The 15,939-nt window shown below is 74.8% G+C and carries 11 protein-coding genes and 1 rRNA gene; 6 read left to right on the top strand and 6 right to left on the bottom strand.

Going from position 1 to position 15,939, the window contains the following annotated elements:
• The first annotated feature begins 1 nt into the window (after position 1).
• Positions 2 to 118 (top strand): 5S ribosomal RNA (rrf, locus tag AB7F12_RS23850).
• Positions 119 to 255: 137 nt separating this feature from the next.
• Here the strand turns inward: rrf and AB7F12_RS23845 are convergent.
• Genes AB7F12_RS23845 through AB7F12_RS23830 form a run of 4 tightly spaced genes read right to left on the bottom strand, consistent with a single transcriptional unit; the run spans position 256 to position 2,924 of the window.
• Entirely contained in the window at positions 256 to 1,362 is a 1,107-nt protein-coding gene (locus AB7F12_RS23845; RefSeq protein WP_428499861.1) for a quinone-dependent dihydroorotate dehydrogenase, read from the bottom strand.
• Between the two features lie 37 nt (positions 1,363 to 1,399).
• Positions 1,400 to 1,771 carry an RNA-binding S4 domain-containing protein gene (locus AB7F12_RS23840; protein ID WP_428499862.1) on the bottom strand — a complete coding sequence of 124 codons (372 nt, stop codon included), beginning with the start codon at positions 1,769 to 1,771 and terminating at the stop codon, positions 1,400 to 1,402.
• Positions 1,772 to 1,788: 17 nt separating this feature from the next.
• A complete protein-coding gene (locus tag AB7F12_RS23835) occupies positions 1,789 to 2,586 on the bottom strand; it encodes an SDR family NAD(P)-dependent oxidoreductase (protein ID WP_428499863.1) in 798 nt (265 codons plus the stop codon).
• 2 nt (positions 2,587 to 2,588) lie between these two features.
• The gene (locus AB7F12_RS23830) at positions 2,589 to 2,924 is read right to left on the bottom strand and encodes an EthD family reductase (protein WP_428499864.1); all 336 of its coding nucleotides are present in this window, start codon (positions 2,922 to 2,924) and stop codon (positions 2,589 to 2,591) included.
• A gap of 84 nt (positions 2,925 to 3,008) precedes the next feature.
• Between AB7F12_RS23830 and AB7F12_RS23825 the strand changes: the two genes are divergently transcribed.
• Together AB7F12_RS23825 and AB7F12_RS23820 are read left to right on the top strand one after the other, a co-directional pair.
• Positions 3,009 to 4,487, top strand: coding sequence for an AMP-binding protein (locus AB7F12_RS23825; RefSeq protein ID WP_428499865.1), 1,479 nt, complete (start codon positions 3,009 to 3,011; stop codon positions 4,485 to 4,487).
• Positions 4,484 to 5,146 carry an RraA family protein gene (locus AB7F12_RS23820; protein WP_428499866.1) on the top strand — a complete coding sequence of 221 codons (663 nt, stop codon included), beginning with the start codon at positions 4,484 to 4,486 and terminating at the stop codon, positions 5,144 to 5,146. Before AB7F12_RS23825 ends, AB7F12_RS23820 begins: the two co-directional genes overlap by 4 nt.
• Before the next feature lie 40 nt (positions 5,147 to 5,186).
• Here the strand turns inward: AB7F12_RS23820 and malQ are convergent, their stop codons facing one another.
• The gene (gene malQ / locus AB7F12_RS23815) at positions 5,187 to 7,130 is read right to left on the bottom strand and encodes a 4-alpha-glucanotransferase (protein WP_428499867.1); all 1,944 of its coding nucleotides are present in this window, start codon (positions 7,128 to 7,130) and stop codon (positions 5,187 to 5,189) included.
• A gap of 225 nt (positions 7,131 to 7,355) precedes the next feature.
• On the opposite strand from malQ, the gene AB7F12_RS23810 reads away from it, so the two are divergent.
• Both AB7F12_RS23810 and AB7F12_RS23805 read left to right on the top strand, forming a co-directional pair.
• The gene (locus tag AB7F12_RS23810; RefSeq protein WP_428499868.1) at positions 7,356 to 10,004 is read left to right on the top strand and encodes a carboxypeptidase regulatory-like domain-containing protein; all 2,649 of its coding nucleotides are present in this window, start codon (positions 7,356 to 7,358) and stop codon (positions 10,002 to 10,004) included.
• A 5-nt stretch (positions 10,005 to 10,009) separates the two neighbouring features.
• Positions 10,010 to 10,846 carry an alpha/beta hydrolase gene (locus AB7F12_RS23805; RefSeq protein WP_428499869.1) on the top strand — a complete coding sequence of 279 codons (837 nt, stop codon included), beginning with the start codon at positions 10,010 to 10,012 and terminating at the stop codon, positions 10,844 to 10,846.
• 4 nt (positions 10,847 to 10,850) lie between these two features.
• On the opposite strand, the gene AB7F12_RS23800 is transcribed toward AB7F12_RS23805, so the two are convergent.
• Complete coding sequence (locus tag AB7F12_RS23800; RefSeq protein ID WP_428499870.1) at positions 10,851 to 11,534, bottom strand: acetoacetate decarboxylase family protein; 684 nt, start codon at positions 11,532 to 11,534, stop codon at positions 10,851 to 10,853.
• A 146-nt stretch (positions 11,535 to 11,680) separates the two neighbouring features.
• Here AB7F12_RS23800 and AB7F12_RS23795 point away from each other — a divergent pair, with 146 nt between their 5' ends.
• Positions 11,681 to 15,838, top strand: a complete 4,158-nt coding sequence (locus tag AB7F12_RS23795) for a SpoIIE family protein phosphatase (RefSeq protein ID WP_428499871.1) — start codon at positions 11,681 to 11,683, stop codon at positions 15,836 to 15,838.
• Positions 15,839 to 15,939: the final 101 nt, after the last annotated feature.

The raw sequence follows: 15,939 nt of genomic DNA, 5'->3' as shown, positions 1-15,939 counted from the left end.
TGTCGGTGGTTATGGCGGAGGGGTAACGCCCGGTCCCATCCCGAACCCGGAAGCTAAGCCCTCCAGCGCCGATGGTACTGCACTCGCCAGGGTGTGGGAGAGTAGGTCGCCGCCGACATCAAATGTGAGGATGGTCCCGGACTTCGGTCCGGGACCATCCTCTTTTTTTTTTGCGTTCCAGAGGCCTGTCGAATTCGACTGAACCGGTCCGCGCCATTGTGGACCGGCGTCATGTCGAATTCGGAGAGTGGAGAATCAGGTCCTGGCGTCCGCGCCGACGGCCTCGCCCAGGGCGGAGAAGCCGTCCTCGCGGAGCAACCGGGCGAGTTCGCGATGCACACGCACCGGCCAGCGATGGCCCTTGTAGACGAAGCCCGTGTAGCCCTGCACGAGGGAGGCGCCGGCCCTGATCCGGGCGTAGGCGTCGGCTGCGGTCTCGATACCGCCCACGGAGATGATCGTCAGCTTCCCCTCGAGGCGCTCCCGGAGCCGCCGGACGACGGCGAGACCGGGGGCCGACAATGGCCGCCCCGACACACCGCCGTTGCCGATCTCCTCCAGGATCCTCGGCGCCGTGACGAGTCCCGTCCGCGAGACCGTCGTGTTCGTCGCGACCACACCGTCGAGGCCCAGCTCGGTGGCCATGTCGGCGACGGCGTCGATGTCCTCGGAAGCGAGGTCCGTCGTGATCTTCACGAGCAGGGGCACCCGGGTGTCCGCGCAGACGCGGCGGATCGTGGCCTGCACCTCGGCCAGCAGCGGGCGCAGCACCGACACCTGCTGCATGTCGCGCAGCCCCGGAGTGTTCGGGGAGCTGACGTTGACGACCATGTAGTCGGCATACGGCGCGAGCAGCTCGGCGCTGCGGACGTAGTCGGCGATGGCCTCGTCGGGCTCGGCGGCCTTGCTCTTGCCGATGTTGACCCCGATGACGGCCCTCTCGCCCCGGGCGCCGCGGTGCGCGCGCAGCCGCGCCGCGACGGCCTCGGCACCCGAGTTGTTGAACCCCATACGGTTCACGAGCGCGTTGTCGTCGGGCAGGCGGAACAGCCGCGGCTTGGGGTTGCCCGGTTGCGGGCGGGCCGTGACCGTCCCGATCTCGACGAAGCCGAACCCGAGGCGGGCGAGGGCGCGGGCGCCCTGTCCGTCCTTGTCGAAGCCCGCGGCGAGGCCGAGGGGCGCCGGGAAGTCGATGCCCATGACCTCGGACCGCAACACGGGGTCGGGCGTGCCGGAGATGGCCGCCCACGCCTTACCGAACGGCGCAGGACCGGCCGCGGCGCGGATCAGCCCGAAAGCCGCGCGGTGCGCGGGTTCGGCCGGGATCCGGCGCAGCAGATGTCGGTACAGCGCGTCGTACATAGCGCCCATCTTGCTGGGCACCGCAGAGTGCGCGCGGTCAGGGTGGGCTGAGGCCGCGACGCCACTCGTCCAGGACCCGCCGGTCACGCTTCGTGGGGCGTCCGGCGCCGCGGTCGCGATATGCCACCGGAACGGATTCGGAGGGCGGCGCGATAGGGGTGTTGTCGACATAACACTGCTCGGCGACCGGGGCCCCGACGCGCTTCTCGATGACCTGGACGACCTCGACGATGCGGGTGCGGTCGTTGACGCGGGCCCGGATGTGGTCGCCCACCTTGACGGGTGTGGCCGGCTTCGCGGGCTTGTCGTTGACCCTGACGTGGCCGCCACGGCAGGCGGCGGCCGCGTCGGACCGGGTCTTCGTCAGCCGCACGGACCACAGCCAGCGGTCCAGGCGCGTCGACTCCATCGAACGATGATGCCCGATCAGTAGTGGGTCACGCCGCGGGCGCCACCACCCGCCGCGATGGCGTCGCCCGCGATGGCGACCGAACGCGGCGAGCAGAGGAACACCACGACGTCGGCGACCTCCGCCGCAGTGGCGAGCCTGCCGATGCGGGTACCGGCCTCGGCGCGGGTGCGCATCGTCTGCTCGTCGATGCCCTGCTGCTGGGCGCGGGCGGCGATGAGCTCCTCGGTGCCCTGGGTGACGGTCATACCCGGGTGCACGACCGAGACGTTGATCCCCTTGGGGCCCAGCTCGTCGGCGAGGGCGGCGGACATGGCGGCGACCGCGATGTTGCGCATCGAGCCGGGGATCGACACCGACTGGCGGGCGTTGAGGCCCGAGATGTTGACGATGCGCCCCCAGCCGCCGGTGATCATCGACGGCGCCAGTGCCCGGGCACACCGGAGGTAGCCCAGGACCTTGGTCTCGAACTCGATGCGGACGTCGTCGTCGGTGAGGTCGTGCAGCCCCCGTTGCGGGATGAGGCCCGCCGGCCTGGCCGCGGAGTTGACGAGGATGTCCACCCCGCCGAGCTCGCGGACCACGACGTCGGCCATGGCGCGGACCGAGTCGTCCTCGGCGGTGTCGGCGGGCACGGTGAGCACCCGGGTGCCGTGCCGGCCGACCTGTTCGAGGGCGGCGTCGAGAGGTTCCTTGCGGCGGGCCACGAGCGCGACGTCGGCCCCCTCCGCCGCCAGCCCGTCGGCGACAGCCAGCCCGATACCGCTGCTCCCGCCCGTCACAACGGCCCGTTTGCCGTGCAGCTGCAGGTCCACGGTCAGCCGCCCGCCGGGAGCTCACTCTCCCAGCCCATCGCGACGGTCAGCGAGACGCCGAAGCGTTCGATCATGCCGCCGGCGTCGGCACGCATCGCGTCCCACTCCGCGGAGTGGCTGCTCTCCTCGAGCGCCGCCGGGGAGTCGAACAGCATCTCGGCGACGCGGTGGAACCCGGGCTCGCCGCCTTCGAGACCGTCGGCGGTCCGGGTCAGGACGATGCGCCGCAGGTTCGGCACCTTCGCCGCGGCCGGTGCGTGCACCGTCTCGTAGTGCTGTTCGAACTCGTCGAGCTGCCCTGCGGGCGGCGCCGACCACGTCGCGATGAGTTTGTACATGATTCGCACACAACGTCGCGCCCGCACCGATGTCAAGCGTTGCTGTGTTTGCCCACGACCGAGGGAATGGGTGATCGTGACGGGGTGCCGACCTCACTGGGGGAGGGGCTGCGCGGCCTGGCCGCCGCGGCCCCCGCCGCGCCCGCCGTGACCCACGACGACGCGACGATCAGCCGCGCCGAGTTCGAGGACCGGACCAACCGGCTCGCCCGGTCCTTCGCCGCGCGGGGGGTCACCTGCGGTTCGATGGTCGCGATCGCGCTGCCCAACAGCGCCCGGCACCTGGAGTGTTCGGTCGCGGCCTGGAAGCTCGGCGCGGTACCGCTCCCCGTGTCGCACCACCTCCCCGGCGGCGAGCTGGAGGCGATCGTCGCGCTGGCCGGGGCGGCGCTCGTCGTGGGCATCGACCCCGGTGACGGCCGGCCCTGGCTGCCCGCCGACCACGACGCCTCGCACGAGACGGCAGACCCGCTGCCCCCGGTGATCGGACCGTCGTGGAAGGCGCCCACCTCGGGTGGCAGCACCGGCCGTCCGAAGATCATCGTCGCCGGTCAGCCGCCGACGACGGAGGCCGTCCTCTCCCGGGCGCCGGCGTTGCGCATCGACCGCGACGGCGTCTTCCTCGTCACCGCACCGCTGTACCACAACGCGCCCTTCATGTTCTCGCTGATGGCGCTGCTGCAGGGCCACCACGTCGTGATCATGAAGCGGTTCGACGCCGCGGCGACGCTGGAGCTGGTCGGACGCCACGGCGTCACATGGCTCTACGTCGTCCCGACCATGATGGGGCGGCTGCTCCGGCTGCCCGAGGAGGTGCGCGCCGCGGCGGACCTGACGTCGATCAGGACGGTCCTGCACGTCGGTGCACCGTGCCCCGAGCACGTCAAACGCGGCTTCCTCGACTGGTTCGGGCCGGAACGGGTCGTCGAGCTGTACGCGGGCTCGGAGTCGCAGGCCGCCACGATGATCGACGGCGTCGACTGGCTCGCCCACCCCGGATCGGTCGGGCGCGTGACCCGCGGAGCCATGAAGGTCTGCAGCGAGGACGGGGCCGAACTGCCACCCGGCGAGACCGGTGAGATCTGGATGCGCCCCGACGGCGACACCCCCACCTACCACTACATCGGCGCCGAGGCCCGTGCACGCGACGGCTGGGAGTCGTTGGGGGACATGGGCCGTTTCGACGCCGACGGCTACCTGTACCTCGCCGACCGGCGCTCGGACATGATCCTCGTCGGCGGGGCGAACGTGTACCCGGCGGAGGTCGAGGCCGCCCTCTCGGAGCATCCGGCGGTGCTGGACAGCGCGGTGATCGGGCTGCCCGACGAGGACCTGGGCAACGTCGTCCACGCGGTCGTGCAGCTCTCGGTGCCGTTGGCCGACGTCGAGGACGACCTGCGCGCCCATCTCGCGACCCGGCTGGTGCGCACCAAGCTCCCCCGCACGTTCGAGCAGACCGACGAGCAGCTGCGCGACGACACCGGCAAGATCCGGCGCAGCGCCCTGCGCGCCACACGGACGGGGGTGCGCCCGCCGCCCGGTCCCGCCACGATGAGGCCATGACCGACCTCCCCGCCCTCCTCGACCGGCTGCGCACCCTGCAGGTGTCGTCGGTGTGCGACGCCGACAAGACGCTGGGTGCCGTCGACCCCGCCATCCACACCCTCGTCCCGGGAGCCCGGCTCGCGGGGCCGGCGACGACCGTCGCCGCGCACGACGACCACCTCGGGCTGCTCGTCGCGATCCGGGAGGCACCGGCCGGGTCGGTGCTGGTCGTCGCCACCGAGGGCGGGACGAGGGCCGTGTCCGGCGAGCTGTTCGCGACCGAGGCGAAGCGGCGCGGGCTCGCCGGGATCGTCGTCGACGGGTACTGCCGCGACCGCGCGGGCATCGCCGAGGTCGGGGTGCCCGTCTACGCGCGCGGGACGACGCCGATGGCGGGCACCACCGTGCATCCCGGGCGCCACGGCGAGCCCGTCGTGATCGGCGGGGTCACGGTGGCTCCCGGCGACCTGGTCGTGGGCGACGACGACGGGCTCGTCGTCGGGACGGTCGCGCAGTTCGCCGCGGCCGTCGCCGGTGCCGAGGAGGTCGAGCGGGCCGAGGCCGCCCTGCTGGCCGGGATGGCCGAGGGGCGCGACCTGCCCGGGATGACCACGCTCGACGAGCACCTGGCAGCCCTGTCCGACGGAAAGCCGAGCGCGCTGCGCTTCACCCCCTGAGTTGTCCACAAAGGGATCCACCTGTGGACAACTCTGGGGATCAGTCCCGTAGGGGGAGGACAGCGGCGATCCTGGGGTCGTGACGCAGCTCCTCCACCGACACCCCGAGCGGCAGCCGCCAGTTCGGGTACTCGTCGACCGTGCCGGGCAGGTTCGGCTGCCTGACCTCGCCCACGAGGTCGTATGGGGCGACGAGCGCGAGGCGGCACCTGCTGCGCCCCAGCATCCGGTGCATCGCCACGACGACCGCGTCCTCCGGGGCGTCGGCGGAGTCGAGCAGGCCCTCGTCCACCAGCAGCGTCACCAGCTCCGCCCGCTCGGCCGCCGCCCGCGCCTCCTCGGCGGGCACGTCGTCGAGCAGGCCCAGCTCGGCGCGGGCCCGCACATGCTCACCGCGCAGGAAGCCGGGGGCCGTCGGCAGGTCGTGCGTCGAGATCGTCGCGACGGCCTGCTCCGCCCACCGCTGCGGCGGCAGCAACGGCATCCCCGGCGCGTCCTCGTCGCGGGCGAACCACATCACCGTGGAGCCCAGCATGTTCCGCTCCTGCAACGCCTCCGTCACCTCGGGCTCCACCGTGCCCAGGTCCTCCCCGACGACGATCGCGCCCGCTCGATGCGCCTCCAACGTCAGCACCGCGAGCATCGCGTCCGCGTCGTAGTGGACGTAGGTGCCGCGGTCCGGACCCTCGCCCGGCGGCACCCACCAGAGCCGGAACAACCCGGCAACGTGGTCGATCCGCAGTCCGTCGGCATGAGAAACCAAGGCGCGCAACAGATCTCGATAGGCGGAGTAGCCCGTCGCGTCGAGCCGGTCGGGCCGCCACGGCGGCAGCCCCCACGCCTGGCCGCGCTGGTTGAACGCGTCCGGCGGCGCGCCCACGCTCACCCCGAGCGCCAGCACGTCCTGCAGCGCCCAGGCGTCGGCACCCTCCGGGTCGCACCCGACGGCCAGGTCCCCGATCAGCCCGATCCGCATCCCCGTGTCGCGGGCCGCCGCGCGCGCCGCGCCCAGCTGCGCCTGCGTCTGATCCTGTACCCACGCGTGGAACGCCACCCGCGGCGCCAGCTCGTGGCGCGCCGCCGCCACCTCGGTCGATCGCGGGTCGCGCAGGCCCGCCGGCCACAGCGACCAGCGGCCACCCCAGCGCTCGGCCAACGCGCAGTAGGTCGCGAACTCCCACAGGTCCGCACCCGCGCCGCGCGGCTCCGGGCGCCCGGCGGACCGCCACAGCAGCTCCAGCGCCGCCCGCTTCGCCGCCCACACCCGGTCGTGCGCGATGCGGTCGCCGACCGTCTCCGGGCGCAACGCGTCGACCTCCGCGCGGGTGACGGCGTCGGCAGCCGCGTAGGCGTCCAGGTCGGTGACGCGCAACGCCAGCGGTGTGGCGAACCGGCGGCTCGACGGCGTGTACGGCGACGGCTGCACCGGCGGCACCGGTGTGATCGCGTGCAACGGGTTCAGCAGGATCGCGTCGGCGCCGTGGGCACGGCCCGTCCACTCCGCGAACTCACGCAGATCGCCGAGATCGCCGATGCCCCAGGACGAACGGGAGTGCAGCGCGTAGAGCTGCAGCATCCAGCCCCACGTCCGGGGCGGCTCCGGCAGTGCGGGCGGGGCGACGACGACCGTCGCCGTGCGCCCGCCGAGATCCAGTACGTGATAGCCCTGAGGCAGACCGGCCGGCAGCACACCGTCGATCTCGACGACGTCGCCGCCCTCCGTGCTCAAGGTCCCCGCGCCCGGGACCGGGCGGGCCCGGTCGGTGCGCAGCGCGATCGTCCCCGGCAGGCGGTCGGGTGCGGGTGCCGTCGCCAGCGCCGCGCGCCGCGCCTGCGGGGTGGTCGCGTCGACGTCGAGCAGGCCCAGGACCCGGACCACCACCTCGGGATCGACCACCACCTCCCGGCGGTCGCCGTCACGGTAGGAGGTGGCGACGCCGTGCGCGGCCGCGAGCGCCGTCAGGTCGTCGTCGGGACTGAACACGGCGGGTCCTCCTCGGTCCTCGACACCGCCCCCACGGGCGGCGCAGGCGACGATCGTCGCCGAGGGCATCCGTACCCACCGTCGGGGGGCGGCATTCGGACGCGCCCGACCGCGTGGTCCTGCCCCCCGGAACGGTGCGGCGCAGCGGAAACAGGCGCTTCGCGGTGCTACGGTCGCCGCTTCGGATGGGCGATGTGGACCGATCTGGCGGGAGAGAAGTTTTCGATGACCGAGATCGGGTTGATCCTGCTGGGCGTGATCGTCGTCGGCGGACTGCTCGCGTTCTTCCTGTTGCGCACCAAGCGGGGTGGCGAGACGCAGTCCGGCCCCCGGACCGTCGCGGACCTCGTGCGGCTCAAGGCCGAGGAGTCGGGAACCCCGAGCGCGACCGAGGGCGCGACCCCCGCGGCCGCACCGCCCGCCGCCACCTCGTCGAACGACGTCGTCGGTGGCGAACGATCGACGCGTCCGGCCCCGTCGGTCGACGAACCCGCGGCGACAGCGACTCCGTCGGCAACCACGCAGGCCACAGCTGCATCGCCCGACGCGGCGACGTCCGCCCGTGCCGCAACCGCCCCCACCACCGGGACCCCTGCCGCGGCGGGTGCGGCGGTCGCCGCGGGCAGCGTCGCCGTGGCGGGCGCGACGGCGGCAGCAACCGCCGGGCGCGGGGCCGCCGGGCCTCCCACCGCCGGGTCTCCCACCGCCGCGGGTCCGGCGCCGGGACTGCCGCAGCCCCGTCCGCGTGCGACCGAGGCCCGGGCCTCCGCAGCCCCGTCCGCGCCGGCCGTGACCGCGCCCGAACCCGAACTGGAGCCCGAAGCCGCCCCCGCCGGCCCGGTCGACCGCGGCGACGTCAGCCCGCCGTGGGGCCGGGTCCCCGACGGTTCCCTCGTCCTGCCCGCTGCCGGGCCGGTCGAGCCGACGTCGTCCGAGCAGCCCGACTGGCGGTGGCTCGCGGCGGTCGGTGACCGCCGACCCGCGGCCCGCACCACGCCGACCGCACCCGCCACGCCCGCAGGCTCCACGAGCACCGGGACGGCCGCACGACACGCGGCGACCCGTGACCGGCCGACGGCACCCGGGTCGACCGGAACCGCCGCACCCGAAACGCCCGACCTCCCGGCGCCGCGCCCCGTCGCCCGGACGGTGCGCCTCGTCGAGCCCTCACCAGGCGTCACCGCCGACGACACCGCGGCGACCCCGGCGGAGAAGCCCGATGCAGCGCCGACGGCCACCGAGCCGCCGTCGGCCCCCGCCGCCGGCACCGCTGGTGCGTCGACCGACGCTCCGGCGCAGATCAGCCGTGCCGGTCGGGCGACGGCCTGGTTCGAGCCGGGCCGCCATGCGGACGACGTCACGGCCCCGTCGGTCCCGTCAGCTCCCTCGGGCACGGACGAGCCGGTCGGCGCGGTGCCCGCCGGGCCGGCCCCGAAGGCGCCGTCCGTCGCGGCGATCGTCGCGGGTGCCGCCGCGGCGGCGGGTGGGGTCGTGGGCCTGCGGTCGAGGTCTGAGGAACGCGCGACGCCGGTGGAGCCCGGGGAGGCCGGACCCGCACAGCCGGCGGAGCCCGCGAAGGCGGTCGCGGACCGCGGCGAACCGGCGGGCCTCGGCGACGCCGTCGAGACGGCACCGTCGCCCGGCGGGCCCGGGACCGCAGAGAAGGCCGACCCGGCCACGGCCGGGCCTCCCGCGGGCGGAGCGGCCACCGATGCGAGTAGCCGGACCCCCGGCGGGGACACCACCGCGACGGTGGTCGCGACCGGTGCGTCGATCGCGAGCCTCGGCACCCGCCGGGGCGGGCCCCGACCCGACGACGCATCGAAGGTCGCCCCGGTCGCCCCCGCCGCGGACGCGCTCGCAGGTTTCTCCGACTGGGCGGACATCGACGACTCCGAGAGCGACAAGAGCGCCGAACGGCCCGCGGTGAAGGACCCCACCCCCGCGTTCGGGCTGGCGGCGGTGACCCCGGTACCTACGTCGGGCCCGGCGGCTGCGTCGGACCCGGTGCCCGCGTCGGACCCGGCGGTTGCGTCGGACCCGGCACCCGGGACGGCTCGCGACGACGACACCGCTGTGTCGCACGACGGATCCGGCGTGTCGACGGTCGGCGCGGCTCCGCAGGCCGAGCCCGTCGCGTCCCCGCCGGGGCACGCGACGACCGACGCGAACGGTTCCACGCTCGCGGCGACGGCAGCCGCCGCGACGACGGGGCTCGCCGCAGCCGCCGCCGCGCACCCCGCGCCCGACGTCTGGACCCGGCCTGCGACGGCCGCGCCCGCGACGGCCGCGCCCGCTATGCCCACGGCGCCGGAGCCCGCCGCAGCGGCGACGGCTCAGGACGGCGGATCCGTCCGTTTCCGTGTCGTGGGCCGCGACGGCGACGGGGTGGCGGGTGCCACGGTGCGGCTCCTCGACGGTCGTGGCCAGGGCCTGGCCGAGGCCACCGCGGACGCCGACGGCCGGGGCGCGCTCGCCGGTCCGAGCGACGGCGACGCGGACGGCTTCGTCGTCGTCGCCTCCGCGGCGGGACACCAGCCGACGGTCACGACGATCACGGGCGAGGCGTCGGGCGACGAGCTCGCGCTCGTACTCGCCACGTCGTCGGCCGTCGCGGGCCGGGTCCGCGACGCGGCGGGCCGTCCGGTCGGTGGCGCGTCGGTCTCGCTGATCGAGGAGGGCGAGGTCGTCGACTCGACCCGGACGGCGGCGACCGGCGACTACCGGATCGGCGACCTCCCGAGCGGCGAGTACACGGTCGCGGTGACGGCTCCACGGCACGACCCGGCTGCGACGCAGGTCAAGGTCGCACCGGGCGCGACGGCGACGCACGACGTCGTCCTCGATCCGGGCACCGCGACGCTGGGAGGCTGAGCAGGATGGCCGGCGAGCGGCACGTCGAGGGCAGGCTCATGGGCGCCCGCCGGGTCGAGCTGTACTGGCAGGGCACGGAACCGGCCGAGCCGACCGGCATCGTGCTGGTGTCGCACGGACTGGGCGAGCACGGCGGGCGCTACGGCAACGTCGTCGACACGTTGGTCCCCGACGGGTGGGCGGTGTACGCGCTCGACCACCGCGGCCACGGCCGGTCGAACGGTCGCCGCGCGCACCTCGACGACTACGCGGACTGGCTGTCGGACTTCGACCTGTTTCGCCGCACCGTCACCGCCCGGCACCCGGACCTGCCGGTGTTCGTCCTCGGCCACAGCATGGGCGGGCAGATCGCGCTGGCCTACGCGCTGGAGCACCAGGACGTGCTGCGTGGCGCAGTGCTGTCGGCGCCGGCGCTGGCGAGCTCGGCGGCGCCGAAGCCGCTGGTCCTGGTGCTCACGCAGGTGGCAAAGGTGCTGCCCACGATCCGACCGACGGGCATCGACGTCACCAGGATCAGCAAGGACCCGGCCGTGGTGGCGGCCTACCGGGCCGATCCGCTCAACCACCACGGCAACCCGACGTTGGGACTGGCGTCGCGGCTGGTCGGCCAGTTCGCGACGTTGCCGGAGCGGTCGCGGGCGTTGCGGCTGCCGGTGCTGATCCAGCACGGAACGGCCGACGAGCTGACCGACCCGGCGGGGACGCGACTGCTGGAGTCGCTCAACGGGTCACCCGATGCGACGGTCCGCTGGTACGACGGGCTGTGGCACGAGATCTACAACGAGCCCGAGCGCGAGCAGCCGTTGGCCGACCTGCGGGAGTGGCTGGCCGCGCACCGCTGACGCGTCAGCGGACGACCTGGGCCGGGTCCATGTCGAACGACAGGTGCTCGATCCCGACCGTCAGCAGGGGTCGGCGCGGCAGCCGCAGGGCACGCAGGTCGTCGGTGAGGGGGTGCGGCCCGTGCCCGACGAGGCGGGCCGCGGCGCCGAACCCGACCCGCAGCCCCCGCGCCCGACCGCGGACCGGGGAGCGCAGGACGTCGCCGTCGCGGGCGGCGAGCGCGGTCAGCCGGGCGGGGACGGACACCGGCAGCACCGTCGGCGAGGTCCGCAGGGCCGCCTCGAGCACGACGTGGCCGTCGGCGCGCCACTCGCTCGTCGCGCCGCGGGGGCCGAGGGACAGGTCGGCGTCGGCGAGCCATTTGGGCAGCCCCCACAGCTGTCGTCCGGCGGCCGTCGTGAACGGACCGGTGACGGGCAGCTGCAGCAGGTGGGCGCCGAGACGGCCCAGGTGGCGGACGGGCACGGCGAGACCGAGCTCGTCGTAGGCACCGAGGTCGCTGACCCGGTACCGCAGCAGGGCCAGCACGGCAACCGTGCGCCCGGCGACGGCGGCGACCTCGAACTCCGCGTCGCGAAGCACGGGACGCACGTCGGCGGCGCGGACGACCCAGCACCCGGCCACCGCGGTCGCGTCGGCGATCCGGACCGGGAACGTCAGCGTCCGGTCCTCGACGGTCACGCTCATGCACCTGGTCTACCCCGTTCGCCCACGGCCCGGAACCGGATCGCCGGGACGGCGGCGGCCCGGCAGGGTCACCGGAAAATGCCGGGAGCGCCCGGAGGTGGCACGCTGTGACTCGGCGAGTCGTCGTTGTGGCAGGGGAGGTGCCGGTGATCGACCCGACCGGCAGACCTGCCGACGTCGCGACGCAGCACGCGCTGATCGACTGGGCGGGGACGGCCCTCGGCCCCGAGTCCGGATGGTCCCCAGCGCTGACCCAGACGCTGGGCACGATCGCGTCGTCGCCGCAGCCCTTGATCGTGTGCTGGGGCCCCCAGCTGGTCGTGTTCTACAACGACGCGATGGCCGACGGCATGGGCGACCTGCATCCCGTGGCGTACGGACGGCCCGCCGACGAGGTGGGCGACGGTGTCTGGCGCCGCTTCGGCCCGACGCTGCGCACGGTGCTGGAGACGGGCGAGCCGCGGGAACGCCGCGACGACGTCGTCATGGTCCGCCGCGGCGGCACCGACGAGGAGAGCCTGCGCGACCACGCCTACAGCCCGATCCGGGATCTCGACGGCAGCGTCGGCGGCGTGCTCGTCGTGGTGCGCGAGGCCGGTCGTTCGGTACGGCCGGCCGCCGCGCCGGAGCCGTTCCCCGGCAGCCGGGAGCGCGTCCTGGTCGTGGAGAGCGACCCCGCGATGCGTGACCATCTGCTGCGGCTGCTGGCCGAGCGGTGGACGGTGCAGGCGGTCGCCGATGCCGAGCAGGCGTTGGAGGCGGCGCTGTCGGAGCCACCGGACCTGGTGGTGGCCAACGTCGCGCTCCCCGGCACCGGCGGCATCGGGCTGCTGCGCGCCCTGCGCACCGATGCGCGCACCGCCGGCCTTCCGGTCGTCGTGTTGTCGGAGCAGGCGGGTGAGGAGGCGGCGGTCTCGGGGCTGGCCGCGGGCGCCGACGACTATCTGGTGACGCCGTTCTCGCCGCGTGAGCTGCTGGCCCGCGTCGCGAACCACCTCCACCTCGGGCGGACCCGGCGGGCGGCGGAGCTGCAGTTCCGCGCCACCGCCGACGCGACGCCGGCGCTGATCTGGGTCGACGACGTCGGCGGTCATCGCGTCTTCGTCAACCGGGGCTGGCTGGACTTCACCGGCGTGACCGACCCGGTCGGCGAGCTGGCCGACTGGCGGGACCGCATCCACCCGGAGGACCGGGCCCGGCACCGCGCGGTGACGACGGCCGCGGTCGCGGCGGAGGCACCGTTCGAGGTGGAATACCGCCTGCGGCACCGCGACGGCGGCTACCGGTGGGTGCTCGACCGCGGGGCGCCGATAGGGGCCGGTGACCGCGCCGCGGGCTACGTCGGCGGGTGCCTGGACGTCGACGAGCGGCACCGCGAGCAGCGCCGGCACCGGCTGTACGCGGCGCTCGGCGACATGCTCGACGCCGAGCTGACCGCGAACGGCCGGCTCGCGGCCCTCGCCCGGTTCGCGGTGGCCGAAGGTCTCGTGGACGTGGCCCGGGTGCACGAGGGCGCCGGCGACGACACGCTCGTCATGAGTGCGGTGGCCGCGGCCGACCCTGCGCACGAGTCGATGCTGCGCGACCTCGTCAGTTCGCCGTCGATGCGCCGCGAGACCCTCACCTCCGGTGAGGCCCGGCTGTTCGAACCGGCCGGGCTCTTCGTCGACGACGCCGTCGATCCGCTGTGGCGCCGGATGGGGATCCACTCCGTCGTCGCGGTACCGCTGACCGCGCGCGGCGGCATGCTCGGCCTGTTCGGTGCGGGCCGCTGCGACGGCTCACCGGCGTTCACCGAGGACGACCGCGAGGTGTTCACCGAGATCGGCCGCCGCGCGGGCGTCGCGATCGACAACGCGCGACTGCTGGAGCTCGAACGCGCGTCGGCGCAGCGGCTGGGGCTGCTGCACCGGGCCACGGCGGAGATGTCGGCCGCCGCCACCCCCGGTGAGGTGGCGGCCATCGCGGCGCGGCACATGGAGGTGCTGCTGACGGCGCCGGTCGTCGGGGTGTGGGAGCTGCGCGACGGCCGGCTCGAGGCGTTGACCCGCACCGGCTGGGGGCTGTCGGCGCAGCGGGCGTGGTCGTCGGTGGCGCTGTCGGCGTCGGATGCGGCGACGACGGTGGTGGAGTCGGGCCGCCCGATCTGGCTGTCCAGCGCGGCGGAGGTCGAGGCGCAGTGGCCGCAGCTGGTCGGGGGCCGCCCGGACGGGCTGAGCGCGGTCGGGCTGTTGCCGTTGGCGGTCGGGCAGCGCAGCGTCGGTGTGATGGCGGTGGCGTTCCGCGAACCGCGGGCGTTCTCCGTGAGCGACCGTGAGGCCGCGACGGCCGTCGCCGAGCTCGCCGCGCAGGCATTGGACCGGTCGTCCCTGCTCGTCGCCGAGACCGAGGGGCGGCGGGTCGCCGAGCGGCTCGCCGGTGTGGCGACGGCGTTGGCGCGCGCCACCGACCTGCAGTCGGTGGCCGACGTGATCGTCGACCACGGACTGTCGGCGTTGCAGGCGGAGGCGGTCGTCGTCTGCCTGACCGACGAGTCCGGTGCCTTGCGGTCGGTCAGCGGGCAGGGCTGGTCGGGTGCGGGAGGCGACGTGCTGCTCGCGTCGGCCGAGCACCCGCTCGCGGCGGCCGTGCGGTCGGGGGAGCCGATCTGGTCGGTCGACCCCGTCGACGGGCCGTGGCCGGCGCACACCGCGATCCCGCTGCTCGTCGGCGGGCGCACCATCGGGGTCCTGGGCTTCCGCTTCGCCACCCGCCCGCGGTTCACCCCGGAACGGCGCAGCTTCGTGCTGACGCTCGGCGGTCAGTGCGCGCAGGCCGTCATGCGGGCCCGGCTGCACCAGGCCGAGCACGAGGTCGCGGTCACCCTGCAGCGCAGCCTGCTGCCCCAGAGCCTCCCCGAGACCGAGCGCCTGGCCATGGCCACGCGCTACCAGCCGGGGACGGAGGGCACCGAGGCCGGCGGCGACTGGTTCGACGTGATCGACCTCGGTGCCCAGCGGTTCGCGCTGGTGGTCGGCGACGTCGTCGGACGTGGCCCGTCCGCGGCCGCGGTCATGGGCCAGCTGCGCAGCGCGCTCGCCGCGAACCTCGTCAACGGACAGTCGCCCGCCGCCGCGCTCGAACAGCTCGACCTGTTCGCCCGCCGCGTCGCGGGTGCCATGGCCAGCACCGTCGTGTGCGCCGTGATCGACTGTGGGACAGGGGATCTCCGCTACGCCTGCGCCGGGCACCCGCCACCGGCGGTGTCGGGCCCCGACGGCGTCCGGCTGCTCGCCGAAGGGCGCGGCACCCCCCTCGGCGTCTTCGGCAGGCCCCCGTTCGTCGAGGCCGACGACCGGCTCGATCCCGGCGAGACGATCCTGCTGTGCTCGGACGGTCTCTTCGAACGCCGCACCGAGGTCATCGACGACGGCATGGACCGCCTCGTGGCGGTCTTCGGCGACCTCGTGGGGACCCGTCCCGAACCGAGCGCCGACGCCCTCCTCGAGAGGATGTCCGAGGGCAACGCGGTCCCCGACGACACCGCGCTGGTGCTCGCGAGGCTGCTCCCCGCGCCGCTGCGGCTCGAGCTCGCCGCCGAGCCCAAGGAGCTGGCCGGGCTCCGCCGCGTCGTCGCCCGGTGGTGCGCGCAGGCGGGTGTCGACCCCGACGCCGTCACCGACCTGCAGCTCGCGCTCGGCGAGGCGGCCACCAACGCCGTCGAACACGCCTATCCCGCCGGGTCCGACGGGATCGTCGAGGTCGACCTGGACCTGCTGCCCGACGCGACCGTCGCCGTCCGGGTCACCGACCACGGCACCTGGCGCCCGCCGCCGGCCGATCCCGGCTACCGCGGCCGTGGGCTCGTCCTCATCCGGGAGCTGGCGCAGGAGGTCGAGGTCGTCGCGGGGGACGACGGCACCGTCGTCTCCTTCCGGATGCCGCCCGTGCCGGTCACGGTGCCCACCTCGTCGGCGACCCGTCGTGCCTGGTCGCCGCGGGTTCAGGAGCCCCCCGCCGGGGCGCCGGCCGCGGCGGGGACCGGTGCGCGCCGCGTCGCCGTCACCGGGGACCTCGACCTCGCGGGGGTCGAGGAGGTCCGTGCGAGGCTGCTCGACAGTGCGTCCGCCGGCACGCCGCTCGTGCTGACACTGCCCGCGGACTGTTACGTCAGCAGTGCCGGGGTCGCGCTGCTGACCGAGCTGGCCGAGCAGGCGGGCGCCGGCGGGGCGGTGCTGACCGTCGTCACCCCGCCCGGGAGCCCGGCCCGCCGCATCCTGCACCTGTCCGCGCTCGACGCCGTGATCGCGGTCGCAGACACCTGACAGTCCTGTCGGACATTTCCCACCGTTCGGCCGTATCCGGCTCCCGCGGGCTGGGACGAGGTGGCTCGCGCCGCGGCCGCTGTGCTCAACTGTCGGCATGG

Origin of the sequence: Pseudonocardia sp. (genome assembly GCF_050250275.1) — a bacterium.
Lineage (GTDB): Bacteria > Actinomycetota > Actinomycetes > Mycobacteriales > Pseudonocardiaceae > Pseudonocardia.
The sequence above is the reverse complement of the archived record's forward strand: the minus strand, read 5'-3'. Positions and strand labels throughout refer to the sequence as shown.